General features: G+C 57.5%; 23 protein-coding genes, 1 tRNA gene and 3 pseudogenes. 16 read left to right on the top strand and 11 right to left on the bottom strand.

The features are described 5' to 3' along the window. Nucleotides 1–278: 278 nt before the first annotated feature. From BI364_RS18545 to BI364_RS02285, 8 genes and pseudogenes are all read left to right on the top strand, one after another. Complete coding sequence (locus BI364_RS18545) at nt 279–1,895, top strand: hypothetical protein (protein WP_233279565.1); 1,617 nt, start codon at nt 279–281, stop codon at nt 1,893–1,895. A 110-nt stretch (nt 1,896–2,005) separates the two neighbouring features. Then, a complete protein-coding gene (locus tag BI364_RS02255) occupies nt 2,006–2,617 on the top strand; it encodes a DUF5343 domain-containing protein (RefSeq protein WP_156782594.1) in 612 nt (203 codons plus the stop codon). Then, on the top strand, nt 2,610–3,197 hold the full coding sequence (locus BI364_RS02260; RefSeq protein WP_233279566.1) for a Swt1 family HEPN domain-containing protein: 588 nt from the start codon (nt 2,610–2,612) through the stop codon (nt 3,195–3,197). The genes BI364_RS02255 and BI364_RS02260 overlap by 8 nt, the downstream gene beginning before the upstream one ends. An 86-nt stretch (nt 3,198–3,283) precedes the next feature. Continuing rightward, nucleotides 3,284–3,742 (top strand): Ig-like domain-containing protein, encoded by a 459-nt coding sequence (locus tag BI364_RS02265; protein WP_070077380.1) that lies wholly within the window; start codon nt 3,284–3,286, stop codon nt 3,740–3,742. A 94-nt stretch (nt 3,743–3,836) separates the two neighbouring features. After that, nucleotides 3,837–4,250 carry a DUF3010 family protein gene (locus BI364_RS17185; RefSeq protein ID WP_083251106.1) on the top strand — a complete coding sequence of 138 codons (414 nt, stop codon included), beginning with the start codon at nt 3,837–3,839 and terminating at the stop codon, nt 4,248–4,250. Beyond that, a complete protein-coding gene (locus BI364_RS17190) occupies nt 4,247–5,365 on the top strand; it encodes a protein kinase domain-containing protein (protein WP_083251107.1) in 1,119 nt (372 codons plus the stop codon). The genes BI364_RS17185 and BI364_RS17190 overlap by 4 nt, the downstream gene beginning before the upstream one ends. A 135-nt stretch (nt 5,366–5,500) precedes the next feature. Continuing rightward, nucleotides 5,501–5,853, top strand: a pseudogene (locus BI364_RS02275) (transposase); the annotation flags it as partial. Nucleotides 5,854–5,923: 70 nt separating this feature from the next. Next, nucleotides 5,924–6,738 (top strand): annotated as a pseudogene (locus BI364_RS02285) (IS3 family transposase); the annotation flags it as partial. A gap of 227 nt (nt 6,739–6,965) precedes the next feature. On the opposite strand, the gene BI364_RS02290 reads toward BI364_RS02285, so the two are convergent. Further along, the gene (locus tag BI364_RS02290) at nt 6,966–8,243 is read right to left on the bottom strand and encodes an IS110 family RNA-guided transposase (protein WP_070079827.1); all 1,278 of its coding nucleotides are present in this window, start codon (nt 8,241–8,243) and stop codon (nt 6,966–6,968) included. An 89-nt stretch (nt 8,244–8,332) separates the two neighbouring features. Here BI364_RS02290 and BI364_RS02295 point away from each other — a divergent pair. Further along, a pseudogene (locus BI364_RS02295) lies at nt 8,333–8,606 on the top strand (integrase core domain-containing protein); the annotation flags it as partial. 331 nt (nt 8,607–8,937) lie between these two features. On the opposite strand, the gene BI364_RS02300 reads toward BI364_RS02295, so the two are convergent. The 4 genes from BI364_RS02300 to BI364_RS02315 form a co-directional block, all read right to left on the bottom strand. Then, entirely contained in the window at nt 8,938–9,612 is a 675-nt protein-coding gene (locus BI364_RS02300) for a cytochrome b/b6 domain-containing protein (RefSeq protein ID WP_070077384.1), read from the bottom strand. Between the two features lie 3 nt (nt 9,613–9,615). Beyond that, on the bottom strand, nt 9,616–10,110 hold the full coding sequence (locus BI364_RS02305; protein WP_070077385.1) for a c-type cytochrome: 495 nt from the start codon (nt 10,108–10,110) through the stop codon (nt 9,616–9,618). Nucleotides 10,111–10,115: 5 nt separating this feature from the next. Continuing rightward, nucleotides 10,116–10,805 (bottom strand): hypothetical protein, encoded by a 690-nt coding sequence (locus tag BI364_RS02310; RefSeq protein ID WP_156782595.1) that lies wholly within the window; start codon nt 10,803–10,805, stop codon nt 10,116–10,118. Nucleotides 10,806–11,694: 889 nt separating this feature from the next. Beyond that, entirely contained in the window at nt 11,695–12,063 is a 369-nt protein-coding gene (locus BI364_RS02315; RefSeq protein WP_070077387.1) for a ring-opening amidohydrolase, read from the bottom strand. Between the two features lie 200 nt (nt 12,064–12,263). Here BI364_RS02315 and BI364_RS02320 point away from each other — a divergent pair, with 200 nt between their 5' ends. From BI364_RS02320 to BI364_RS02345, 6 genes are all read left to right on the top strand, one after another. Further along, complete coding sequence (locus BI364_RS02320) at nt 12,264–13,268, top strand: adenosine deaminase (protein WP_070077388.1); 1,005 nt, start codon at nt 12,264–12,266, stop codon at nt 13,266–13,268. Between the two features lie 9 nt (nt 13,269–13,277). Then, complete coding sequence (gene atzF, locus BI364_RS02325) at nt 13,278–15,086, top strand: allophanate hydrolase (RefSeq protein ID WP_070077389.1); 1,809 nt, start codon at nt 13,278–13,280, stop codon at nt 15,084–15,086. Nucleotides 15,087–15,471: 385 nt separating this feature from the next. Next, complete coding sequence (gene thiO / locus BI364_RS02330; RefSeq protein ID WP_070079828.1) at nt 15,472–16,557, top strand: glycine oxidase ThiO; 1,086 nt, start codon at nt 15,472–15,474, stop codon at nt 16,555–16,557. Nucleotides 16,558–16,622: 65 nt separating this feature from the next. Beyond that, on the top strand, nt 16,623–17,057 hold the full coding sequence (locus BI364_RS02335; protein ID WP_070077390.1) for a Fur family transcriptional regulator: 435 nt from the start codon (nt 16,623–16,625) through the stop codon (nt 17,055–17,057). 57 nt (nt 17,058–17,114) lie between these two features. Next, a tRNA-Thr gene (locus BI364_RS02340) sits at nt 17,115–17,190 on the top strand. Between the two features lie 109 nt (nt 17,191–17,299). Further along, on the top strand, nt 17,300–18,295 hold the full coding sequence (locus BI364_RS02345) for a serine/threonine protein kinase (protein WP_070079829.1): 996 nt from the start codon (nt 17,300–17,302) through the stop codon (nt 18,293–18,295). 55 nt (nt 18,296–18,350) lie between these two features. Here the strand turns inward: BI364_RS02345 and BI364_RS02350 are convergent, their stop codons facing one another. Genes BI364_RS02350 through BI364_RS02365 form a run of 4 tightly spaced genes read right to left on the bottom strand, consistent with a single transcriptional unit; the run spans nt 18,351 to nt 22,354 of the window. Beyond that, nucleotides 18,351–19,274: a DUF4340 domain-containing protein gene (locus tag BI364_RS02350; protein WP_070077391.1), complete on the bottom strand. Its 924-nt coding sequence runs from the start codon at nt 19,272–19,274 to the stop codon at nt 18,351–18,353. Next, a complete protein-coding gene (locus tag BI364_RS02355) occupies nt 19,274–20,641 on the bottom strand; it encodes a GldG family protein (RefSeq protein WP_070077392.1) in 1,368 nt (455 codons plus the stop codon). The genes BI364_RS02350 and BI364_RS02355 overlap by 1 nt, the downstream gene beginning before the upstream one ends. Before the next feature lie 8 nt (nt 20,642–20,649). After that, a complete protein-coding gene (locus tag BI364_RS02360) occupies nt 20,650–21,405 on the bottom strand; it encodes an ABC transporter permease (protein WP_070077393.1) in 756 nt (251 codons plus the stop codon). A 43-nt stretch (nt 21,406–21,448) separates the two neighbouring features. Next, nucleotides 21,449–22,354 carry an ABC transporter ATP-binding protein gene (locus BI364_RS02365; RefSeq protein WP_233279567.1) on the bottom strand — a complete coding sequence of 302 codons (906 nt, stop codon included), beginning with the start codon at nt 22,352–22,354 and terminating at the stop codon, nt 21,449–21,451. Between the two features lie 285 nt (nt 22,355–22,639). Between BI364_RS02365 and BI364_RS02370 the strand changes: the two genes are divergently transcribed. After that, nucleotides 22,640–23,824: a DesA family fatty acid desaturase gene (locus tag BI364_RS02370; protein WP_070077394.1), complete on the top strand. Its 1,185-nt coding sequence runs from the start codon at nt 22,640–22,642 to the stop codon at nt 23,822–23,824. A gap of 182 nt (nt 23,825–24,006) precedes the next feature. Here BI364_RS02370 and rpmG read toward each other — a convergent pair whose 3' ends face one another. Both rpmG and rpmB read right to left on the bottom strand, forming a co-directional pair. After that, nucleotides 24,007–24,174: a 50S ribosomal protein L33 gene (gene rpmG / locus BI364_RS02375; protein ID WP_038092463.1), complete on the bottom strand. Its 168-nt coding sequence runs from the start codon at nt 24,172–24,174 to the stop codon at nt 24,007–24,009. An 11-nt stretch (nt 24,175–24,185) separates the two neighbouring features. After that, nucleotides 24,186–24,422: a 50S ribosomal protein L28 gene (gene rpmB, locus BI364_RS02380; RefSeq protein ID WP_070077395.1), complete on the bottom strand. Its 237-nt coding sequence runs from the start codon at nt 24,420–24,422 to the stop codon at nt 24,186–24,188. Nucleotides 24,423–24,493: the final 71 nt, after the last annotated feature.

Consider the following 24,493-nt stretch of genomic DNA (forward strand, 5'->3'; position numbering starts at 1 on the left):
CAAATTCCGGGTCGCGCACCGTCGGGGCTTGGTGCATAGTGGCAGGGAAGGGCGTCATCCACAGTGAGGTACCGCACGTCATGCGTTCGGAGTTTTTGCATTACATCGTGCCTAACAACACGCTCAATCCGACCGCCCATCGGCTACGCCGCTGGGTTCCCTCCGCGCGCTGCGCTCCGGCGGCGGGTTAGCTTTAACGTTGGGCGGCAAGTGGGGTTGATGAGTGTCGCTAAGCAACAAATTGAGGATATTGTCCTGCAGGACAGAGGAATCGCTAAGTGCTCGTATACGCAAATGAAATCGAAATTGTTGGCAACAATCCAGCATTGCAAGTGTTGCGGGGTATCGCTGTTTGGCTATCCGAGAAGTTGGATGAGCGTTTTACTATTCGAGATGTCACTTTGCCAAACGAAAGAACGGGGGGGAATCCAAAGGTTTGGTTACGCATTGATAGAGCAATAGGTGACGATTTCAAACTTTACTCTTGGGTATTAAAGCACTCTGATTCACAGGTATCAGGTAGGCAGTGGGTAACGGAGCTTGGCCTCAAAGATGAGGATGGAGGGCCTTCTCACTTTTCATGTGTTGTGTATACCGAAGAACAAAGTATTTTGGTTTCAGAACCCGTGCAGGCTAGTCGCCCGAGAGTCGTTAGATTTATTTTTAACAATGTCCAAAATGAAACTGATGTGCAATTCGCCCTAGGCAGCATTGGTTCTGGAGTCAAGTGGGTTGGAAGCGATATCGATTCTTATCGCGGTTTGCTCGCCGATATCAATAATGAAACTCGCAGCTATCCATTAGTTCTTGTTAGTCCAGATAACGAAGGAAAATATGTCGTTGATCCGAAAAAACTTCAAGGCACATTATTTGGGTTAGCCCAAGTCGTGGGGGTTGATAAAGACTTTAATAGCTACGACATGGAAGAAGTGCTAGGTCGCGAATATTCGGCATGGGCTGGGGCATTAAATATCATCCGTACTCCGCATCGTGACGGCCGAGTATTCACACACCTTATCTTTCCCAGAGACTTTCCAGTTGATCTGGATACCCCGCATAAGAAGGAATGCTTTATTTTAGGGCGCGTAAGCCACAATACAAATATACCGAGACAACGAAACAGAATTAGGCCTGAGGGAGTTCGCGCGTTTGCTTCGAGGAAACGACTTGAAAAGAGAATTGCTGATTTGGCGGAAAAGCCAGATGATGCACTCCGTGATGAACTTGGAATGGTTTACGAAGAACTGTCGTCCCTGAATACTCAGCTTGAGCAATCACAACAGGAGAAGGAAAGTTTAGAATTCAGCTTGCTTGAAAGTGAGGAACTTATTCACGAACTCGAGAAAAAAGCCAAAACCAGCGCCTATCTTCACAGCCAACGAGGTGACACATCGGAAGCCCTACCTGCGGATGATGCTATATTCACGGAACTTATTGGTGTAGCTACCGATCCGAAAGGACCCACACCCGAGGAGTGTCTAGTCCTGCTTGCAAAGTTATATCCCCAGCGATTGGTGGTGTTGCCAACTGCTTTAGAAAGTGCGAGGGGAGTTAGTACGTTCTCTCAAAGTCGTCGGTTACTTGATATGTTGAACCGTCTTGTAACCGAATACTTGCCTAAATTTATAAAAAGTGGTGATACTGCCGCACGTACGACGTTCACCAATAATGAGTTCGCGGCGCGTGAATCAGATAAAGTTGTAAACAATAAGCAATTCTTGGCGTACAGAATATTTGCAGTTGAAGGAATGCAAGTTGAGATGCTCAAGCACCTCAAAGTAGGTGTTGCCGACGATCCAAAATCAACCATTCGAGTTCATTTCGAGATCGATCAAACATCGAAACGCGTGATAATCGGTCACTGTGGTTTACATTTGCCACTCCCTGGACGGTAACTGTCGGAGTGTTGCCGCCCAACAAGGCGCTCGTGTGGGACGCTGCGCGCTAACGCGCTTGCTCCCCACAGCTTAAACGTTGGGCCCCATCATTTTAGGGAGTATTTTGAATGACACTCACAAATGCATACGTGCAGGTTTATGGTCAGTTGCCTGAGATATTTCAGCGCATCTCGGAAGCCGCTGCCCCCGAGAAGTTCACAACTCAGCATCTGAAGGATTGGGGATATACATCATCCAATTTCCGTGCCGTAATTCCAATCTTAAAGGCGCTCGGTTTCCTGTCTGCGGATGGTACACCGACTACTCGATATCACGACTATCGGGGTGCTCACCCACGGCAGGTAATGGCAGAAGCAATCAAAGAAGCATACGGTGATCTTTTTACGATCAAAGCAAAGCCCACTACCGCTGACCGCGACCTAATTGAAGGAAAATTCAAAAGTTCCCATAACGCAAGTCCCAATACCGCAAAGCTAATGGCGGCAACGTTTTTCGCGTTGTTGGATCTCGCTGACATGAATGCGAAACCACCAGTTCCAGCCGAGGCGAAGGTCGTACCACAAGAGACACCAGCGCCAAAGGAAGCAGAGGAAGTATTGCCAAAGGTGCACGGCCGTCCATCCCTGCACTACAACATCCAAATACACTTACCTGCAACAAAAGACATCGAGGTATTCAACGCAATCTTCAAGTCATTGAAGGAGCACCTCCTTGACTAACTTCCGGAAGGATCTCCGTGACTACATGTTTCGCGGCCTGATGTTTGAATCAGAGGCGGGGCAATTCCAGGCTGCCGGTATTCAGGTCGGTGCAGATCATGGCCAAGCCGAAGAACGGTTGCTGTCGGAAGCGCTAACACCCTTTGGTGTTTCACGCCGAAATGGCGCTCTTGAAATGGCCCGCCTGTATGCCGTTCTTCATTGCTTCGAGAACGAAGTTCGCTCCCTAATCCGCGAAACGCTTGAAGAGAAAGAAGGACCGGAGTGGGCCAACAAACTTCCCGCCAAAGTAAAGCAGCATGCCGAGTCTCGACAAAAGACAGCGTTCTCGGATTCGTGGCTTGAAGGGGAGAAGTCCGACATCCTCGGCTTTGTCGATTTCGGCCAACTGGCGTCAATCATTCTCGAAAATTGGAAACACTTTGAAGCCCTGATGCCATCTCAGCATTGGCTCAAACAACGGATGGATGAATTGGAGAAGGCCCGCAATTTTATCGCCCACAACCGCACGCTTCTCCCAAGCGAATTCCAGCGCATTTACATGTATGTCGCCGACTGGAACAGGGTTATCGGACTTTAACCATGTTGCCCAACCCGTCATTCCAGCGGACCGTCAAAAAGCTGCGCTTTTCGCCGTCCGCTGAATTCAAACGTTAGGCCTACGCAATGGACCTGCCAGACACCATCACCATCCAAATCAATGACCAAACCGGACAGCCGGTGCCGGACATTATTGTTCAGCTTACAGTTAAGTCTGGAAACCGGAACGCGTACCAGATACTGAGCCCTAAGACTGGGAGTGACGGCCATGCCCAGATCACGAAGCCAGACTTCATCGGCCAGTTCGAAGATCATTGGGAAATGGGCCTTATGGATTACAACGGCACAGTTGAGTCAGCGAGCCCAGATGTTCAGGTGAGCCTATTCGATCCCTCCTGGCACATAGCAAACCCAGAGGCTTGTTTGGCTTGGCCGCTGTTCAAAAATGAGCAGGGGCACTGGGCATCGCGCCAGGCACAATACGAGCACCTCGTTTCATGCGCAAACCCTCACTACTTAGCCACGCCGAAGCCGGTAAACCTTGAAACAAACAACAAAATTTCTCTTACTGTGAGCAAGCCGTGAGGGAAGGCCTAACCAGCAGCCCAAGCCGACGCCGTACCGGCGCGGCTTACCTTGAACGTTAGGGCCACAAAGAATCAGGTGAAGGAGTGGTTTTGTGATAGTTACGGGAATTTTTCTTAAAGCCAATCAAGCTAGAATCATTACTTTATCTGGCTCACGCGCATCACATGAACTGCTAGCTGAGAAGTTTACGAAACTTGATCTGCCAAAGAATCCGACACAGGATGATGTAGAGGTGTTTGTGCAGGCATTTAGAGCTCATTGCACGAGCAACAGCATTGATAAGGTAATAATCAACAGGCGCGCCACTAACGGTCAAGGTGCTGGCGGTGCAGGAACTTTTCTCCTGGAGGGTGTTTTTCTAGCTACTTCGCAAGCTCCAGTGGAGTTTGTTCATTCAGCAACAATTCGCGCGACAGATCGGCGTGAACCTGATTTGAAAATCGAACGACCAAGCACCGTGGATTTGGGGAAAGCATACGATTTAGCATTTGAGGGCTTAAATTGAACCCAAAGAGCTTCAGCACTGACGATTTGCCCGAAGAGGCACAGCAAGCTCTTGCACAGTTCCCGGAGTTTGAAGCTCTCGAATACAATGCCTCAGGTGCTAATGGTGATGTATTGCTAGGGCATCATCGTGTCTTGAAACGGCGTGTTGCTCTTAAAATTTACTTTCACGAAGATAGTGAGATTGATCAAGAACCAGCCATTTTAGCAAGAGTAAATCATGAAAATGTTTTAAAGGTTTACGACGCGCGAAAACTCGAAGCTAATTGCTCGTTTTACATGACGCCCGCTGCCGATGAAGGAGATTTGGCGAAATTCCTAGATAAGTATTACCTGTCCACTAGTTTATCTCATAGCTTGCTATGCCAGCTTTTGTCGGGTTTGTCAGCATTACATGATCCAACAATTGGGATAGTTCACCGGGATCTGAAGCCTGAAAACTTATTGGTTAACAATGATAAGCTTGTAATCGCCGATTTTGGCTCAGCTCGAAAGTTCGATTCGGCAACAGGTCAAGCTCCTGCATCAAAGCACAGCATTCTTTTCAGACCCCCTGAAGCTTTTGGGTCTGGCGCATTTTTCGATAGAAGTTCGGATGTCTATCAATCCGGAATAATAGGATATATGCTTTTTGGCGGCAGTCTTAGCAACGACTTATTAACGCATTTAAGTCAAAGAGACATGAAAGCCTTTAGGGAAATCAATCAAAATGATGACTTCGCTACTTCGCAGTTTATCGACGGTTGCTTAGAACAGCGAATTAGCAAGCAACGTCTTCTCGACTGGTCTAGCATCCCTTGCTTCATACCCGCGCCATTGAAGCGAGTTTTGCGCAAAGCTGTCCAAAGTCATGGTGAAAGATATGATTCCGTTAGTGAGTTTCTGGCAGAACTAGCCAGGGTCAGAAATGGTATGCCTGAATGGATTCAAACCAAGGCAGGACCGAAGCTAGAGAATTGGAAAGGAACCGATTTCCTTCTAGAGCGCGATGGCGGGTTTTTTCAGGTAAAGAAAAAGAGGCACACGAGCAACAATTTTAGAGCAGATAAAAACTATACTCCTGGAAAGTTAGATGCAGTATTTAAACAACTTCGAGCTAATACTGGGCTCCCATAGCCCTAACAATGCCATTAACTCGTAAAATAGAAAAGGGGTCAGGTCTCGTATTGTAGCGTGCTGCGGTAATCCGCCCGAAAAGTAGTAGCGTTCAGAAGTGGAATTTTCCGATACTCACCGGTAAGGAGATTCCGCATGAAGAAATCGCGATACACGGACAGCCAGATCATCAGCATTCTCAAGCAGGCCGAGGCCGGCACGCCCGTGCCTGAGCTGTGCCGCGAGCACGACATGAGCAGCGCCACGTTCTACAAGTGGCGGGCCAAGTACGGCGGCATGGACGCTTCGCTGATGGCCCGCCTGAAGGAGCTGGAGGACGAGAACCGGCGGCTGAAGAAGATGTACGCCGAAGAGCGTCTGGTTTCGGAGATTCGCAAGGAAGCCCTTGAGGGAAAATGGTAAGGCCCTCTTCGCGCCGGGAGAGGGCCCAAGACTGTGTGGCGCAACGGGGTATCAGCATCGGCCTGGCCTGCCGTGCGTTTGGGATGGTAATCCGCCCGAAAAGTAGTAGCGTTCAGAAGTGGAATTTTCCGATACTCACCGGTAAGGAGATTCCGCATGAAGAAATCGCGATACACGGACAGCCAGATCATCAGCATTCTCAAGCAGGCCGAGGCCGGCACGCCCGTGCCTGAGCTGTGCCGCGAGCACGACATGAGCAGCGCCACGTTCTACAAGTGGCGGGCCAAGTACGGCGGCATGGACGCTTCGCTGATGGCCCGCCTGAAGGAGCTGGAGGACGAGAACCGGCGGCTGAAGAAGATGTACGCCGAAGAGCGTCTGGTTTCGGAGATTCGCAAGGAAGCCCTTGAGGGAAAATGGTAAGGCCCTCTTCGCGCCGGGAGAGGGCCCAAGACTGTGTGGCGCAACGGGGTATCAGCATCGGCCTGGCCTGCCGTGCGTTTGGGATCAGTCAGACATGCTATCGGTATCAAGCGAAGCTGTCGGAAGAGAACGCGCGCATCGCCGACTGGCTGGTTCGGCTGACGCACAAGCAGCGCAACTGGGGCTTTGGGCTGTGCTTTTTGCACTTGCGCAACGTCAAGGGCTTTGGCTGGAATCACAAGCGCGTGTACCGCATCTACCGGGCGCTGGAACTGAACCTGCGGATCAAGCCCAAGCGACGGATCGTGCGCGACAAGCCCGAGCCATTGGCCGTGCCCGAGGCGCTCAACCAGAGCTGGTCGATGGATTTTATGCACGACAGCTTACAGGATGGGCGCCCGTATCGGCTGTTCAACGTCATTGACGACTACAACCGCGAAGGATTGTGCATCGAGGCCGACTTCTCGCTACCGGCCGAACGGGTTGTGCGCGCACTGGATCGGGTCATCGAATGGCGCGGCAAGCCGCAGGCGATCCGCTGCGACAACGTGCTAACTGTAGAGTCAAGCGCTGAGGTACAGGCGAAAGCAGCCTAGGCCGTGCTGGACGTCCTTGAATGGCTGTATCCGCCGCTATCGAACGATGCCCGTGGGCTTCCACGATCGAAAAGATCCCCTGATCTAACCATAGTGAACACGAGGTCCGCCAAGCGGCCTCGACCGTGCTTAAAACAGCATGGGGTCCCGTGGAAGGCCCGAACATTATCTACGGGATCCTAATCGGTCCCAACGGCCCTACAGAGAGGGGTCGATCCACGGGGCAAACTCGTTTCGAAATAACAGCGGTACGTGGTTCGATGCTTGACCAGGCTGTAAGCGACCCGCGCCATCTTGGCCGCGACCGCCGTCAACGCTTTGCGTTTGCGATCGGCGTTGAGCGGGTCGGGTTGCACATAACGCTCGTACTTTTGCCGGAAGCTGTTCTCACGCATGCGCACGGCGATGGTGGCGGCGAACCAGAAGGCGAAGCGCAGTCTGGCGTTGCCGCGCTTGGACAACTTCTCCTGGCCACGGAACTGGCCTGATTGCGACTTGGACAAGTCCAGGCCGCAGTACTTGAGAAACTGCCGGTGATGGGAAAAACGGCGCAAATCGCCTGCCTCGGCCAAGATAGTGAGGGCGAGCACAGGCCCTATACCGGGAATGGATCGCAACGACTCGTAATCGGGGCGTCCCTGCAGCAGGCGATGCGCGGTCTCGGCCAGGGCCTCGCGTTGTTCGATCAGTTGCTGATAACGGCGCAGTTGGAGCCGAAACGTCTCGATGGCCACATCGTCGCCAGCGATCGGCAAGCCAACGCTGGTACACGCCGTATCGTACAGTTCCCGAATCCACGAGCGTTTGTTGACCTTGCGCCCAACCACGTTCCAGGCCTCGCGCTCGAACGCCTCAAAGGACAACGCACGCACTGAGGCCGCCGTCGGGAAACGGATCAGGAAGCGTGCAAACCACTCCGCCTGCGTGGAGTGGAAGTAGCGTTCGCTCTCCGGGAAATACAGCGGCAAATAGTGTGTCATCAGGCTGTGCTGGAGCCGCGTTCGGGCCAGACTGATCTGGTAGTGGGTTTTGGACAGCTCCTGCAGCCCATGGTGGCCGGCGATTAGCGGATCGACATAGCGCTGAGTAACGCCCTGCTTGAGCAGGGCGAGGATCACTGCGGCATCCTTCGGGTCGTTCTTATCCCACGAGTTGAACAGCGCCTCGCGGTAACGAGCGCCAGCGATCGAGGAAACCAGGCAGACATCGAAACCCTCCTTGAGCAAACGGTACGCCAGTGTCCGGTGGCAATCCCCGGTCGGTTCAAAGGCGATACGAACCGGAGCAGGGCACAAATGCAGCAGATCGACCAACCGCTGATGGTCTTCCTGCAAGCTGTTCATCCGGAAGCGCCGATGCTTGCCATCAGGCGTTTCGATGAGAACGGCATGGGTACGCTTGGCAATATCGATCGCCACCCAGGTGGCCGCTGGCGTAGCATCATTGCGGGTAGTCATCATCGCGAATCTCCTGTGGTGTGTGAGAACCCTCAGGATGCTCTTCTCGATGATGGCTGCCCAACGGCTCATGCTTCGATATGTACTACGGGCCAGAATACGTCAGCACGACCCTGGCCGCCTGGGCAGCCAAGCAACGGCATTGCGCTCAACTTCATCCAACCCGGCAAACCGCAGCAGAACGCCTATATCGAGCGCTACAATCGCACCGTGCGCTACGACTGGTTGAACCAATACCTGTTCGAGTCGATCCACGAGGTCCAAAACTTCGCCACCCGCTGGCTCTGGACCTACAACCACGAACGGCCAAACATGGCCCTCGGAGGCATCACCCCAAAACAGAAGCTCGCCCTGGTGGCTTAACCCTTCCATTTCTGAACATCGCTAATAATGGGGGGATTACCCTGCCTCAATGGTGACTTGCTCAGGTCTCGTTTTGTCACATGTAACTGGTAGACTACGAACAGCGTTACCAAGAACGGCTGGACCGTGTCTAGAGAACTGGTGGCGATTCACATCTCGGTTTCTTTTGACCCATACCCACCGGTCGGGCGGCAGTGCAGGCAACTGCCGGGACGCCGAGCTGCAGCGCGTGGTAAACGCGCGTGCCAGATGATCGGGCAGTGAATGAGGGTCAGCTTGCTGCTGACCCCGGTCAAGTGGCCACTTGTTCTTCTTATACCCGTCGCTGTGATCAGATTCTCACCAACAATACGACCCCGATGAAAATCGAGGCTGCGACGAGTATCGCGCGCCACGGCGTCACGAAGTACGGAGTCTCACCTGATGCTCGGTGCGATTTATAGCCATGGATCATGGCCGACACCAGATTTTCCCCGCGGACAAGGCGGTAGAAGACAATCGCGGTGAGGTGCAGCCCAATGAGGAGCAAAAGGAGATTGAAATTGGCGGCGTGCAAATGTGCGAAGCGCCGTCCGGTCTCGTAGGAAACCCACTGCGACAGGGGGCCTGAGGCGCCGCCGTCGTCATTGACCGCGAATAGGCCGAGGATGGTTTGCAGCAGCAAAAGGCTTAGCATGACGATAATGCTGAGTGCGCCCAGCGGATTGTGACCGAGCGATTCATCGCCATCGCGCTTGAGGAGCTTGCGGACATAGCGCCAAACGCCCGCGGGACCGCGAACGAAACTACTGAACCGGGCAGTCTGTCCGCCACAAAAACCCCACACGATCCGAAACGTCACAAGGCCGAGGACACCGTAGCCGGCGAGCAGGTGCCATCGCATGTGGTCGGTGTCCGCGGTCCACCAGCAGATCGCGAACAGGATCAGGACGCTCCAGTGCCAGATCCTCGTCGGCAGATCCCAGACCCGAACGCGCTTTCGAACTGCACTCTTCGTATTGGCCATGCATCACCACCAGCTGCTGCGCGTGCGGAAAACTCGATGGCAACTGTCGCAGGACTGACCGAGTTTCCTGGCATTGAATGCGAGCGCGTTAAGGTCGTGCTTGGCGGCGTCGCGTGTGAGGTTATCAGCACTGATTTTCATCCTCTGAGCGGCCCGGGCGAACGCGGTGGGTTTTTCCCAGATTTCCCGGCTCGCTTGGGTGGCGACTCCATGTCCTTTCCCACTGCCCGCAGGGAACCATGTGGGCAGAGCATTGGAGAGTGCGGCAATCTGCTTCGCGTACACTCCGATCCAGTGCCAATCCGGGTGCGAGCGATGCATCTCATCCCGCAGAAACTTGTCGTTCCTGCCGAGTGTTTTGAAGTGCGCCTTGCGTGCGTGGACGATTTGCGTGATGTCGGCGGCATTGGCGCCACCCGCCAGACTCATCAGCAGCGCGGCGCTTATGCATACGAGCGGAACGCGGCGGCGGCAGGAGCGAAAGCTGTTAAAACCCATGGAGATTAACCCTTGATGTGGAGTAGGCAGGCGGGCGGCATAGCCACCCGGTGAATTATCTTCGAAACGTCGTCCCAACGTTCAGACGCGGATGATATACGCGTCATTGGACTGGCATCGGCAAGATGCCGACGAGAGGTGTGCAATGACACGCGGGGAATCGACCTCAATGTCATCTGGTCTGTGGAGTCGAGTGCCGCATGATCGCAGTGACTGGCAGGCGCCTCCCCCGTATGCACGATGTGGTCTTCACCTTTCTGGGCGCGCTGCGGTGCAACGTGCGTAGCGGTGCGGCGTGCGCCAGCCGCTCGCCATGACCCTTGACGTTGCGGATCGTGATCGGCAGCCTCTGGCACCTCAGTGACGCGCGCAGGTTGTGGATCTGAGAGGTGCGTACGCGCATTCGGCTTGCCCGCCCACATCAGTGTTTCCAGGCGTTCATGGGAAACGGCCCGCGTGCCGCGACCGTGCAGGGCCTGCAGCCGTTCGATTTTTTTGGCGCGCAAGGCGATGGACCAGCCGTTGAGAAAAGCTTGATGGGTGAATGGATCGAGACCCAGGGGGCGATATAACGGTGCTTCGGATGGCCAGATGCGCGTCTGAGCAGCGCGCGGATGCGCAGCAGTATTGCCTCTCTCGTCGTTTGGACTGGGTGTAAAAGACCAGCGCCCAGACGGCATGAGCAAAATCGCCATAAACAAATGCATTAATTAGAAGAGAATTTCTGAATGTGGTTTCTTCAACCATGTCATCGCTAATGGACTTTTCAGGCGTAATGAGTGATTGATGAAAATCACAGAGGGATGCTGTGGGACGATACTATGCCATAGAAATTAGTTGTGAATTATTACCGGTCAGTAAGGAATTGTGACTCAATCCATTCATGTAAATTATTGCCCTGAGATCTGGGTGGGGTAATTGGGAAAATAATGCCATATAAAACAAGGTATATTAATGGTTTTGCAATAAGTCAGTAATAAATTTGAAACAATTGCACCTGAGAAAGGTTACGAATAGTGATTCGACGCCACTCATTTATTGCGATATGAGTGACTACGGCGCTATTTTAACCTGGATATAAAGCGGTCATGCCGAGAGCTGCCTCCGGTTTTCAGTGCTGCCTACGGAGTTTGTTGGCGAAATGAATCGCGTCGCACATTGAACCTCCATCATTGCCGCATGAGAATATGCGTCCCCTGAGTTCACGGGTTTCAACCCACAGCCGTCCGGTAGGTTCGCATGACACTCGTAACACGCAAGGTGGGTGATTTTGGAATATATCGATGCGGCTTAATAACTAGGCGGCTTCGGGTTGAATTAGGCTTTCAATGTCACCGTAATTCACGGTCCAGCCATAGCTTATACAGATGCTCCATGGCCTACTGAATCGCCGCTAGCTACTTGCGGATTTGGCCATTGAACCGCTTGATGCGGAAAGAGCATGAACGACCGGAAGTGATCCGGGCTGTGTCAAAACAAAAGACATCGCGCGATGATTCAATAAATTCCCCACCCAGGCGGAATAATATCAAATGATTCTGCGCCATCACTCCATAAGCACAGAAAATCAGACGGCGCTTGATATCAGGTGTGCCACTCAATATTCAGAATGCATGTTTTGACACAGCTTAGGACGATAGCCGCCTCGCAGAATACGCCTTCGAGATCACAACAGTGCAAACATGAGCGCTTGGAACGGCTGCTTTCACACGCGCGAACGCGGCCTCGATCTCGACGGTTTCGTCCGGTGTCGCGTTGGGGGACCGGGATGATGCCCTCGATCTGTACCACGTGCACGTCGACGGGATCGTCGGTGGCCAGCTCGCGCATCCGTTCGCGGACCACGCGTGCGGTCTCTTCGATCATCGGGCGATAACCGATTTCCCGAGGTCCGAAGGCGCGGGTATGACCTGTGGCGATGGCCAGACGCTTGTCGGTGCGGGGTGTGATCAATGCTTCGCCGCTTCGCCGAGTCCCGTTAGGGTTTGGTCGTGGACCCGCACCGTCCGGTACATCGCCTGTCCGTCAGCAAGGTATTGACCGATAATGACTTGCTAGGTCTGTAATGGCTCATCAAGGGTGTCGAGGGGCAGTCGAGCTGAGTCCGGCGCCCGCCCACCGTGGAATACCGCACATAAAACATGAGGAGTGAAATGGATACCGGAGCCCTGATCGAACGCCTGCCCAAGGTGGAGTTGCACGTACACATCGAGGGTACGCTCGAACCCGAGCAGTTGTTCGAATTCGCCCGTCGCAACGACGTGCGTGTACGCTATCCCGACGTGGAATCACTGCGCGCGGCTTACCGGTTTCACGACCTTCAGTCCTTTCTCGATTTGTACTACGAGGGCTGTGCGGTGCTGCTCACCGAGCAGGATTTCTACGAGCTGACGCTCGCCTATCTCCGGCGGGCGTCGGTGCAGGGCGTGGTCCATACCGAGATTTTCTTCGATCCGCAAAGCCACACCCACCGGGGTGTGGCCTTTTCTGCCGTGTTCAACGGCATCAGTCGGGCGCTGGCCGAGGGCGAACGCAGCCTCGGTATTACCTCCCGACTGATCCTGTGTTTCCTGCGCCACCTCGACGAGACCGATGCCTTCGATACCCTGCGCCAGGCCGAGCCTTACCTCGACCGCATCATCGCCGTGGGCCTCGACTCCAGCGAGGTGGGGCATCCGCCGTCTAAATTCGAGCGGGTGTTTGCCGCCGCGCGCGAGCACGGCCTGCTGATCGTCGCCCATGCCGGTGAAGAAGGGCCGCCAGAATACATTTGGGAGGCGCTGGACCTGCTCAAGGTTTCACGTATCGATCACGGCGTGCGCTGCCTGGAGGACGATGCTCTGGTCGCGCGGCTGGTGGCTGAGCGCGTGCCGCTGACCGTGTGCCCGCTATCCAACGTGCGCCTGGGCGGCTTTGCCGAGATGCGCGAGCACCCGCTCAAGCGCCTGCTCGACCACGGTCTGTGCGCGACGGTTAATTCCGACGACCCGGCCTATTTCGGCGGCTACATGACCGAGAATTTCGCCGCCACCGAGGCTGCCCTGCACCTGGGCGCGGAGGGTATCTTGACGCTAGGCCGCAACGCCGTCGAGGCGGCCTTTTTGGATGCGGCGACCCGCGAAACGCTGCTCGCACGCGTGGCGCAGGCGGCCGTTTGAGGTCATGAAATGAGTCTTACGCCCATCGTCTCCGGCGAATCGGACGATTTGGATATCACCCGCCTGTGCCACCGTTATGCCACCGGCGAGGCCACGCCCGAGCGGGTGCTGCGCGAGGTGCTCGCACGCATCGCCGACTGCCCGACGCGCCATATCTGGATCGAAAGATTGTCCGATGACGATTTGCTGCTGCGCGCGCGGGCGCTGGGCGCATTGACGGCTGCCGAGCGGAATGCCCTGCCACTCTACGGCGTGCCCTTCGCGGTCAAGGACAATATCGACGTGGCCAGCTATCCGACCACCGCGGCTTGTCCCGATTTCGCCTATGTGGCCACGCGTACCGCAACCGTGGTCGCGCGCCTGGAGGCCGCGGGTGCCATGCTGATCGGCAAGACCAACCTGGATCAGTTTGCCACGGGGTTGGTGGGGACGCGCTCGCCCTACGGCGCCTGCGACAATGCTATCGACCCCGCCTATGTGGCCGGCGGGTCGAGTTCTGGTTCCGCAGTTGCGGTGGCGCGTGGATTGGTCAGTTTTTCGCTCGGTACGGATACCGCCGGTTCCGGACGTGTGCCGGCTGCGTGCAACGGCGTGATTGGATTCAAGCCGACGCGGGGCCTGGTCAGCACCGCGGGGGTGGTGCCCGCCTGCCGTTCACTGGATTGCATTGCCGTATTCACGCATAGCGTGACGGATGCCGAGCGGGTTTTGAACGTCGCCCTAGGAGAGGATGCACGCGACCCGTACAGCCGCAGCCAGCATCCAAGACCCGCGCGCCCTGCGTTGACCGAGGGCGAATTCCGTTTTGGTGTGCCGGCTGCGGAGTTTCTGCGTTTTTATGGTGACACGGAATCCCGCGATCTCTTCGCTGCTGCGGTCGAGCACCTGGAAGCCCTGGGTGGTAGGCGGATCGAGATCGATTTTGCTTCCTTTCTGGCTGCCGGCAGTCTGCTCTACGACGGCCCTTGGGTGGCCGAGCGCCTGGCCGCGATCGGTCACTTCATGCATCAACACCCGGAAGCCCTGCTGCCGATCACGCGGCGGATACTGGAGGACGGTATGGCCTATGACGCCGCCGAAACCTTCACCGCGCAATACCGGCTTGCCGCCCTGCGTCGTTCGGCCGAAATGGAAATGGCGCGGGTCGACGTGCTGATCACGCCGACTATCGGCACCCAAGTCCTGCGCACCGCAGTCGAGGCCGAACCGATGGCCACCAACCGGCAGCTCGGCTATTACACCCAGTTCGTCAACTTACTCGACCAGTGCGCCATTGCCGTACCCGCCGGACAGCGCGCAGACGGCATGCCGTTCGGACTCTCATTAATCGCGCCCGGCATGGGCGACTGCGATCTGCTGACGTTGGCCGCGCGTTTTATGGGCGAGCTCCCGGCGCTTGCCGCTGCGAACGACATGCCCGACGAGATCCATCTGGCGGTGGTCGGTGCACACCTTAGCGGACAACCGCTCAATCATCAGCTGCTAACCTGCGGCGCCCATTTGCTGCGCCGTTGCCGAACCGCACCGGCCTACCGGCTGTATGCCTTGCGGGCGACGAAACCGCCCAAACCCGGCTTGGTGCGCAGTTTTCCCTCCGGTGCCGGCGAGTCCATCGAAGTCGAGGTTTGGGCCATGCCGGCGGATGCCTTCGGCGGGTTCATTCGTGAGATACCGCCGCCGCTGTGCATCGGCTCGGTGGAGTTGGAGAGTGGCGAGTGGGTCCAGGGTTTTCTCTGCGAGCCGCACGCCCTGGTTAACGGCGATGACATCACGGCTCACGGTGGCTGGCGAGCCTATTTGCGCGCGAAAGAAGCCTGAGTTAAAGCGCCTCGCCGTGGCTGCGTTGTGACTAGGTCGCATGGGGACACGGTCTTGGGTGGCTACTGATCGGCCAGCCCCGTTATTGCCAGATGAATTCCCGCGCACATCCCTCAAGAGATTGACGATGACAAACGAAACGCAACGCCAGATCATGAGTCGACTGCGTATCGACAGCCAGCGTCTGTGGAATTCACTTGAGGCGAATCTTTAGAGACATCGGTAGCTCGGGTGGGCCGCGCTGATTTTTACGCGCTTGGCACACTGGTTTAGAATGCGGTCACAGGCGCACGTACGATCCAGTCGTAACCGACGTCGTATGCGCAAATTCTCACGACCCGCCTGCGCAACCTTCCGTGCAGCGACGGGGCAGACTGTGAACAGCATGGACGATTGCATCATTGTGGGCGGCGGCCTGATCGGTATGCTTGCCGCTCGTGAACTCAGCGCCACGGGTTTGGCGGTGCGCCTGATCGAGCGCGGTGAGCTTGGCCATGAGGCCTCGTGGGCGGGTGGCGGCATCCTCTCTCCGCTGTATCCCTGGCGTTATCCAGCGGCCGTGACGCGACTCGCGCGCTACGGTCAGGCCCGCTATCCCGCGCTGGCCCGATGCCTATACGAAGAGAGCGGCGTCGATCCCGAATGGGAACCGAGTGGCCTGCTGGTGCCCAGCGCGTCGGAATACGACGCAGCGCGTGCCTGGGCCGAGCAGCAGCACGTTGAACTGGAGCACCTGGATGCCGACGGTATGCGGCGGTGCGAGCCGGCGCTGGCGCCAATGGGCGAGGGCGGTCTGTGGCTGCCCGGTATTGCGCAGATGCGCAACCCGCGCCTGGTGCGTGCATTGCGTGTAGGCCTTGCCGGCAGTCGCGTCGTGGTCGAAACGGGTAATCCCGTTCAGGGGCTGCGGGTGAACGCTGGACGCATCTGCGGCGTAGACACCGCGCGCGGTCCACGCGCAGCCGGGCAGGTTGTGGTCGCCGGAGGTGCCTGGAGTGCCGGCTTGTTAGCCGCACTAGGACCGCCCCCGCCGATCCGCCCGGTACGCGGGCAAATGGTTGTTTTTCGGGCAATGCCGGGTCAGCTGCAGCGTATCGTCCTACACGGTGACCGCTATCTCATCCCGCGTCGCGACGGACGCATTGTCGTCGGCAGCACGCTGGAGGAGGTTGGTTTCGACAAGTCCACCACGGGCGAGGCTTGCACCTCGCTGACGCAGGCTGCCTGCGCGCTGATGCCCGCATTGTCTGACCTGGCGGTCGAACACCAGTGGTCCGGCTTGCGCCCAGGTTCGCCCGAGGGCATTCCCGTCGTCGCCGAGCATCCGCGTGTGCGCGGGCTTTTCATCAATGCGGGGCATTATCGCAATGGCGTCATCATGGGCCTGGGTTCCGTGCGGGTGATGGTCGATCTTATGCTCGCGCGTCCGCCGGTGATCGATCCCACGCCCTACGATTACCCCGTGATGTGAGCGGTAGCGTAATGCGATTCATTATAGTTCTAGACCCCGTCTAAATATTGCGATAGCATTTCAGTATGACCAACTCCGTCCATCAGCCGAAGATCGAGCGTGCCGCGGTGATTGCACTACTGCGCGAGCACGGCATCACGCCGACGCAACAACGCGTGGAGATCGGCTGCTTGCTGTTCGGTGGTCATCAGCATATTTCCGCCGATCAGGTACTCACGCGTTTGAGCGGTGGCCGGCGTGGTGTGTCCAAGGCCACGGTGTACAATACGCTCGGGTTGTTCGCTGAGAAGGGCCTGCTACGCGAAGTAGTGGTCGACCCGACCAAGATGTTCTTCGATACGAATCTGGATCCGCATCACCACCTGTACCACATAGAATCCGGTGTGCTGGAGGACATAGAGGCAGCGGACGTTACCATCAACCGCATGCCGACCTTGCCCGATGCGTTCGATGTTGCCGGGGTGGACGTCATTATCCGCGTCAAGCCCGCAGCCCGCTGAATCCGCACCACGTTGGCGTTGAGCTTTGCTCTAGCTTTGTCTATCCTTACGCCCCTTGCCGTTGTAGCTCAGTTGGTAGAGCAACTGATTCGTAATCAGTAGGTCGGAGGTTCGACTCCTCTCAACGGCACCATAGAATTGCATATCGAAGCGAAGCCAGCCGAGTGCTGGCTTTTTTTATGCTCGGCGGTTGGGCCGGTATGGGTATCCAAGATGCGATACTGCCGGGAAAGGAGCCACCGATGCCAGATGTGCTGAATACCGAACACCCTTACGACAGGCTGACGCCGGATACGGTACTGGACGCGATGGAGGTGGCCGGCTGTCAGCCGACGGGGTCGGTGCTGGCGCTGAACAGCTATGAGAATCGTGTCTATCAGATCGGCGACGAGGCGGCCGGATTCCTGGTTGCCAAGTTCTATCGCCCCGGACGCTGGAGCGATGCGCAGATCCATGAGGAACATGATTTTGCGCGGACATTGGCGGAGCTGGAAATCCCGGTGGTTGCGCCGATCACGGATGCTCGGGGCGAGTCGCTGTTGTGCCATGCGGGGTTTCGCTTCGCATTGTTTCCCCGGCGGGGCGGCCGCGCACCAGAGCTGGATGACCCGGACACGCAGTATCGGCTGGGTCAGTTCATCGGGCGTCTCCATGCCGTGGGTGCCGCGCGGGCGTTCCGCGAGCGGCCGACATTGACGCCAACGCACTTTGGCCACGCGAGCGTTGATTATCTGTTGGCCCATGATGCGGTGCCGCGCGAATACGTCGGGCAGTATCACGACCTTGCAAATGAGCTGATGGCGGTGGTCGATGCGCAGTTTGCGGCGACGCCGTGTCGCGCGATCCGCTTACACGGCGATCTGCATGCCGGTAATGTGTTGTGGACCGACCATGGCGCGCATCTGGTAGACCTCGACGACAGCCGGATGGGGCCGGCGGTACAGGACATCTGGCTGCTGCTTAGTGGTGAGCGGGCTGACATGCAGCGCCAGCTTGGCGAAATTCTGGCCGGTTATGAGGAATTTTTTGAGTTCGACCGGCGCGAGCTGGCGTTGGTAGAGCCATTGCGTACGCTGCGACTGCTGCATTATGCGGCGTGGCTTGCGCGGCGCTGGATCGATCCTGCCTTTCCTCAGGCGTTTCCCTGGTTCGGTACGCTCAATTATTGGGAGGAGCAAATCCTCACCTTGCGCGAGCAGCGTCTGCGTCTGCAGGAACCGCCGCTGCGGGCCGCCTGAGTCTGCCGGTTTGGCATGTCTGCTGGTCCGATGTTCCCATGCGCCTGAGCGCGCATTACGGAGCCCGCGCGGTCCGCCCTTGTCCCTTTGCGTCGTCACCCCGTTCAGGTTTGCCAAGTGCGAGCAGTGCCTTGGCCGTGTCGGCAGGGAGGTGGTAGTCGATGTCGAGTCCTTCGCGTCGAAGCACGAGTTCGGGCTGGGTGGAAATGAGCGTGAAGCGATAGGTCTTGCCGTTGTCCAAGGTGATGGCAATGGGCTGTGCGGGTTTGCCGTCGGTAGGCGCTTTGGGTCCGGTGGTGACGCGGTAGGCTGAGGCGAGCGACCAATTCTGCAGCAGGCGCACGATCTGATCCGACATCAGGTGAGTAGGGCGGGGGGTGACGGTCCAGCCGCTTGGCGATTTGGCGCGGATGTTCAGATTGGGGAGGGCGAGGTCTCGGATGTGCGCGTCGGGTGGCAACAGATCGAGGCTGATCCAGCGCAAGGCGGGCGATTCAGGCAGATCGGCAAGGGCATTCTGGATGAGATATAGGTGTTTGCCGGCGAGCGCATAACGCAGGTTGTTGACGGGATTGAGGTTGCCGAGGCGGAGTGCATGGTCGTTGCCATAGTGGATCGTGACTCGGGGCGGGGCGAGGCCGTAGTGCTCAAGATCCAGGCCCTTCAGAGTGTAACGGCGTGGGCTGCGCGATTCGGGCAACGCGAGCAGGGATTGCACCAGCATGCGATTGGCACGGGCCTGCAGCGGGGCGACGATCCGCCAAATACCTGCTTTGCGGGCGAATTCCAGTTTCGGCTCGCCCTGGCGGGTGAGCGTGATATGCCGGATATCGGAAGCGTGCAGATCGGGGACGAGGACGTGTCCGGCGGGTGCAGTGGGTCGGCTGACTCGCCACACGGTGGCGGCAAGGAGCACGACTACAACCAACAGGCCGAGGTTGAGCAGCCCTCGTCGCTGACTACCTTCGTTGGCCATCATCAGCGTGCGGCGCGCCGTCGGCGCATCCAGATCAGCGTGCCAGCGAGTAGGAGCCCGATGGGAAGTAGGATCAGGAAGCCGGCGGCGATGGCATAGCCTTCACCGCGACTCAGCACCAGTCGGGTGTCGGGCGCGGACGGCAGGTGGATCTGCACAAGGTTGTCGTCGTGACTGAGCCAGTTGAGAGTGGCGGTTGCGAGATTGAGGTTGGCACCCAGTCCGATGAAGGCGTTGCTGGCGAAGGCGCTGGTGCCGAAGACGACGATGCGCTGCTGATGGCCATCCGCCAGATTGCGACTGAGGGCTTCGCCCAGTACCAGAGGACCTAGGGTGTCGCCGCGTGCGGCGTCGTACTTGACGTCGCCCTTGAGCGGGCCGGTTTCGCTCCAGCTCTTGGGCAGCGAGCGCAGCAGCGCGCTGGCTTGCCACGTCTTGCCGCCTGTGGGCTGGGCGATGGCGGCGGTGAAAGGCATCAGGGTCTGCACCTGCAGATGGTTGGTGATCGGCGACTGGCCATAGTCGAGGACCGGCACCACGGCTGGATTCTGGATGCCGATCATGGCGCGCAGTTCGGGATTGGCATCCACTACCGTGCCCGGCAGGAAATGCAGGTCTAGCGCTTGGGCGAGCGGTGCCAGGCCGTGCAGTGGGCCGGGGTCGTGCAGCCAGAGGAGGTCGCCGCCGTGGTCGATGTAGTGTGTGATGGCGGCGGTTTCGCCGGGCGTGAAGTCGGTCTCGGGGCCGGCGATGACCAGGACCGCGGTATTTTCCGGGATATTCGGGGTGCGCAGCAGGTTGAGCGGTTGGATGTGCAGACCGGTCTGCGCCAGGCTGTCAGCGAGTCGACTCAGGCCGTGACTGCTGCTATCCAACGGGCTGCGCTCCTTCTGTCCCTCGAGGAAGACGACCCAACGGTTGCCGGTCCGGGCGAGCTGCATGAGGGCGTTGGCAATGGTCTGTTGTCCCAGGTTGTCCACGACGCGGCTATGGTCACCGATCTCGATCACCATCTGGCCGGTGTGACTGACGCCGAATTGTTGCGCCCGCTTGGGTGAGAGATCGGGATTGACGAAGCTCAGGCTTACGTCGTGACCGGCATGGCGGTATTGCGCTAGCTGCCGGCGGATGCGTTCGTGCAGTGATGCGTCGTCGCTGACAAAGGCGATGAAGTGGATCGGCTTGCGAATGCCGGCGACCAGCTGGCGTGTAACCGGGGCGAGGCTGTTGCGATGGGTGTAGGTCCAGTCCTGATCGAAGCGATAGCGATGGCTTAGCCAGGCGAGCAGACCGACGGCGATCAAAAAAAGCGAGATGAAGATCAGGGAGTTGATCCTGAGGTGCCAGCGTGTGGTGCGGGAGATATGCATGCGATACCTCAGCGGGGCAGCCGCAGGCCGTCGAGCTGGCGGACGGTGAGAACCAGGAAGGTCAGGATGAACAACAGGTAGTAGGCGAGATCACTGCTCCTGAATTCTCCGCGCAAAAACGACAGGAAATGACTGAATTGCGAGAGGTAGATGAATAGCTGGCTGGCGGTGTTCTGCGAGGTGCCGGAGATGTACAGAACGACCAGGAACAGTAATAGGCCGAAGGTGCCGACCGCAGCCAGCGTCGGCTGCCCAGTGAGGCTGGAGATATAGAGCCCGGCAGCCGAGAAGGAGGCGAGTAATAACACCAGCCCAAGCACTGCCGCCGCCAGGTGTCCCCAGTCGAGATGGGTGCCGAGCGAAAGCGATAGTGGCATCAGCGAGACCATGAGAATCATCAGTAGCATGAAGCTCATGAGCCCGAGATATTTGCCGAGTACGATCTCGGTCACCGAGACTGGCGCCGAGGTGAGTAAAGGCAGGGTGCGACTTTGGAGCTCCTCGCTGAAGCTTCGCATGGTGAGCAACGGGGAGACTGCCAGCATGATGATACCGGACCACATGAACAGCGGCGAGACGACCAGTTCGGTCACGCCCGGTGCGCCGGAGATGCCGGTTAGCCGGGGTTCAATCGTATCGATGAAATTTTGCAGCGTGCTCAGGAAGATCAGGGCGAGGACAAACTGGACGATGGCGAGCACAACCCAAGCCAGTGGCGAGTAGAACATGCGCCTAAATTCGAGTCGGGCGATCGTCAGAATCATGCCGACAGCTCCTCAATATCCTCGTGTTCATGGTAGATCGTGTTCAGGAAGGCCTGTTCCAGGCTGGCGCGTTCGGGGTGAGTTCGCGAAGTCCCCAGTCGCGCGCGACTGCTTGCTCGGCGATACGTTCGGCGGGACTGTATTCGGCGGCATGTTCTATGCGAAAGCGCCCATCTGCCTGCGCCTGAACGGAGATGACGCCTTCGATTGCGTTCAGCTCGTGGGCGCTCGGCGGGGTGGAGAAGGCGACCTTCAGGGTGGTGCTGGGCCGTTGCTCGGCCAGATGCTGCAGGGTGTCGGTGAACACGGTATGTCCACGGTTGATGATCATGACGCGGTGGCAGGTGGCTTGCACCTCGGCAAGTATGTGCGTCGACAGGATTACGCCGTGTTCGCAGCACAGCTCACGGATCAAATCCCGGATTTCGCGGATCTGCAACGGATCGAGACCCACGGTGGGTTCGTCGAGAATGATCACGGCGGGTTGGTGGACGATGGCCTGGGCGATGCCGACCCGCTGTTGAAAACCCTTGGAGAGGATCGCGATCAGCGCGCGTCCGGCATCCTCTAGCCCTGTGCGCGACTTGGCCAATTCGACTGCTTCGGTCGTTTCCCTACGAGGGATGCCGTGTAGGCGCGCGGCATAGCGCAGGTATTCGTCGACGGTCAGGTCGTGATAGAGGGGGGGGTGCTCGGGCAGATAGCCGATGTGGCGCTTGGCCTTGCGCGGTGCGTCTAGCAGGTCGATGCCCTTAATGTGAATACGTCCGGCGCTGGGCGCGAGGTTGCCGCTGATCATGGACAGCGTGGTGGATTTGCCGGCACCGTTGGGGCCGAGCAGGCCAAGCACCTCGCCGGATCGTAATTCCAGGGAAATACCTTGCACCGCGCAGTGGTTACCGTAATAACGGGCGAGCCCGCGTGCCTCGATCAGGGGCGTGTCGGTCATGGGGCGGTGTGTTGTCCGTCGGTTGATTGATGATGCATGGCCATGTGACGTCCGTGCAGTAGGCGCTGAGCCTTTGTCCAAGAACACGGTGCGATGGTTCCCCAAGATCATTTTTAGGGCCATCGAATATGAATTCGTATTGCTTATGGTACGCGTGCCCACCCCATCGGGCAGGCTTACCCTACTCCGAGGGGGTGAGGGTGTGTCAATGGACGCTGATCGGTGCCTCCGATATAGTGAACATACTGGTTCAAAGGGGATTCGAACATGACTTTTTCGTTATCCATGCTGTATGGATATCTTCAGTTGCCGTGGTGGGGTTACGTGCTGGTCGCACTCGCGCTGACCCATGCGACGATCGTGACGGTGACGCTGTTTCTGCACCGCTGTCAGACCCATCGCGCACTCGACATGCACCCGTTGCTGCAACACTTCTTCCGTTTCTGGCTGTGGCTGACTACCGGCATGGTGACCCAGGAATGGGTGGCGATCCATCGTAAGCACCACGCCAAATGCGAGACCCTGGAAGATCCCCACAGCCCGCACGTCTACGGTATCAAGAAGGTTATGCTGGAAGGCGCTGAGTTGTATCACGCCGAGTCCATGCATCCGGAGACCATGGCGCACTACGGACACGGTACACCGGACGATTGGCTGGAGCGTCACGTCTACTCGCGACACAATCTCATGGGCGTCACGCTGATGGCGATCATCGATGCGGCGCTGTTCGGCGTTTACGGTATTGCCATCTGGGCGGTACAGATGATCTGGATACCGTTCTGGGCGGCAGGCGTGATCAATGGCCTGGGGCATTATCGTGGTTACCGCAACTACGAAACGACCGACGGCTCCACCAATGTTTCGCCGATCGGCATCATCATTGGTGGTGAGGAAATGCACAACAATCACCATGCCTTCCCCAGTTCAGCCAAATTTTCGATGCGGCCGTGGGAGTTCGATATCGGCTGGATGTACATCCGCATGTTGCAGGCCTTGCGCTTGGTGCGGATCAAAAAAGTGGCACCTCGCCCGCTGTTCGTGGCGAACAAGGATAAGCTGGACGTGGATACAGCCCGTGCAGTGGTCGTTGGCCGGCTGCACCTGATGGCCAATTATGCCCGCCAGGTCATGCTGCCGGTGTTGCAGGAAGAACTGCACAAGGCTGACGACTCCTGCCGTCGACTGCTCAAGCAGGGACGCCGGGCGCTGGTGCGCGAGGAATCCCGTATGGATGAGCGCGCGCGTATGCGTCTCGCCAGTGCGCTGGAGAGCTGTGAGTCATTGAACACGGTCTACCAGTTCCGGTTGCGTCTGCAAGCGCTGTGGAGCCGTACGCAGGCCACCGACAAGCTGCTGGGGTCTTTGCAGGAATGGTGCGTGCAGGCCGAGGCGAGCGGGATTCGCGCGTTGCAGGAGTTCGCCCGCGACCTGCGCGGGTACTCACTGGACAAGACCGCGGTTTCCCGTTAGCGGGGGAGACGATGAGGAACCAGGCCCGGCCCTGCGTGTTTGTGGGGACGGGCCTTTTTGCATGCGCAGAGCGAATGCGTGGAGACGGCAAATCGTACGAACCCGGGAACGCATAAGGCCCGGCAGTTGCCTGCCGGGCCTTATGCGTTCGATCCGACCTTGTCGGCCGGATGGATATGCTGTTACTTGATCTTGCCTTCCTTGTAAGACACATGCTTACGGACGACGGGATCGTATTTCATGATCTCCATCTTTTCTGGCATGTTCCGCTTGTTCTTGGTCGTGGTATAGAAGTGACCCGTCCCGGCGGAGGAGATCAGTCGAATCTTTTCGCGAGCACCCTTGGCCATCGTTCTGCTCCTTAAACCTTTTCACCGCGGTTGCGGATTTCCGACAGAACGGTTTCGATACCTTTCTTGTCGATGATGCGCATACCGTGCGAGGAGACGCGCAGGTTCACCCAGCGCTGTTCGCCCTCAACCCAAAAACGGTGGCTATGCAGATTGGGCAAAAAGCGGCGGCGGGTCTTGTTATGGGCGTGGGAAACATTGTTCCCACTAAGAGGGCGTTTGCCCGTCACCTGACAAACTCTGGCCATGCGCGACTCCAAAACTCAGTATTCCTAAGAGGGCCGGAATGTTATGCCATCGACCGTGCGATGGCAAGCTC

The sequence above is a fragment of the Acidihalobacter yilgarnensis genome, assembly GCF_001753245.1.
GTDB classification, from domain to species: Bacteria; Pseudomonadota; Gammaproteobacteria; order DSM-5130; family Acidihalobacteraceae; genus Acidihalobacter; species Acidihalobacter yilgarnensis.

Bases quoted from the DNA above. Each gene is read 5' to 3' on its own strand.
- BI364_RS02255 (WP_156782594.1), top strand. From the start codon at position 2,006: ATGACACTCACAAATGCATACGTGCAGGTTTATGGTCAGTTGCCTGAG.
- BI364_RS02265 (WP_070077380.1), top strand. From the start codon at position 3,284: ATGGACCTGCCAGACACCATCACCATCCAAATCAATGACCAAACCGGA.
- BI364_RS02290 (WP_070079827.1), bottom strand. From the start codon at position 8,243: ATGACTACCCGCAATGATGCTACGCCAGCGGCCACCTGGGTGGCGATC.
- BI364_RS02300 (WP_070077384.1), bottom strand. From the start codon at position 9,612: ATGGCCAATACGAAGAGTGCAGTTCGAAAGCGCGTTCGGGTCTGGGAT.
- BI364_RS02305 (WP_070077385.1), bottom strand. From the start codon at position 10,110: ATGGGTTTTAACAGCTTTCGCTCCTGCCGCCGCCGCGTTCCGCTCGTA.
- BI364_RS02310 (WP_156782595.1), bottom strand. From the start codon at position 10,805: ATGGCGATTTTGCTCATGCCGTCTGGGCGCTGGTCTTTTACACCCAGT.
- BI364_RS02320 (WP_070077388.1), top strand. From the start codon at position 12,264: ATGGATACCGGAGCCCTGATCGAACGCCTGCCCAAGGTGGAGTTGCAC.
- atzF (WP_070077389.1), top strand. From the start codon at position 13,278: ATGAGTCTTACGCCCATCGTCTCCGGCGAATCGGACGATTTGGATATC.
- thiO (WP_070079828.1), top strand. From the start codon at position 15,472: ATGGACGATTGCATCATTGTGGGCGGCGGCCTGATCGGTATGCTTGCC.
- BI364_RS02335 (WP_070077390.1), top strand. From the start codon at position 16,623: ATGACCAACTCCGTCCATCAGCCGAAGATCGAGCGTGCCGCGGTGATT.
- BI364_RS02345 (WP_070079829.1), top strand. From the start codon at position 17,300: ATGCCAGATGTGCTGAATACCGAACACCCTTACGACAGGCTGACGCCG.
- BI364_RS02350 (WP_070077391.1), bottom strand. From the start codon at position 19,274: ATGATGGCCAACGAAGGTAGTCAGCGACGAGGGCTGCTCAACCTCGGC.
- BI364_RS02355 (WP_070077392.1), bottom strand. From the start codon at position 20,641: ATGCATATCTCCCGCACCACACGCTGGCACCTCAGGATCAACTCCCTG.
- BI364_RS02360 (WP_070077393.1), bottom strand. From the start codon at position 21,405: ATGATTCTGACGATCGCCCGACTCGAATTTAGGCGCATGTTCTACTCG.
- BI364_RS02365 (WP_233279567.1), bottom strand. From the start codon at position 22,354: ATGACCGACACGCCCCTGATCGAGGCACGCGGGCTCGCCCGTTATTAC.
- BI364_RS02370 (WP_070077394.1), top strand. From the start codon at position 22,640: ATGCTGTATGGATATCTTCAGTTGCCGTGGTGGGGTTACGTGCTGGTC.
- rpmG (WP_038092463.1), bottom strand. From the start codon at position 24,174: ATGGCCAAGGGTGCTCGCGAAAAGATTCGACTGATCTCCTCCGCCGGG.
- rpmB (WP_070077395.1), bottom strand. From the start codon at position 24,422: ATGGCCAGAGTTTGTCAGGTGACGGGCAAACGCCCTCTTAGTGGGAAC.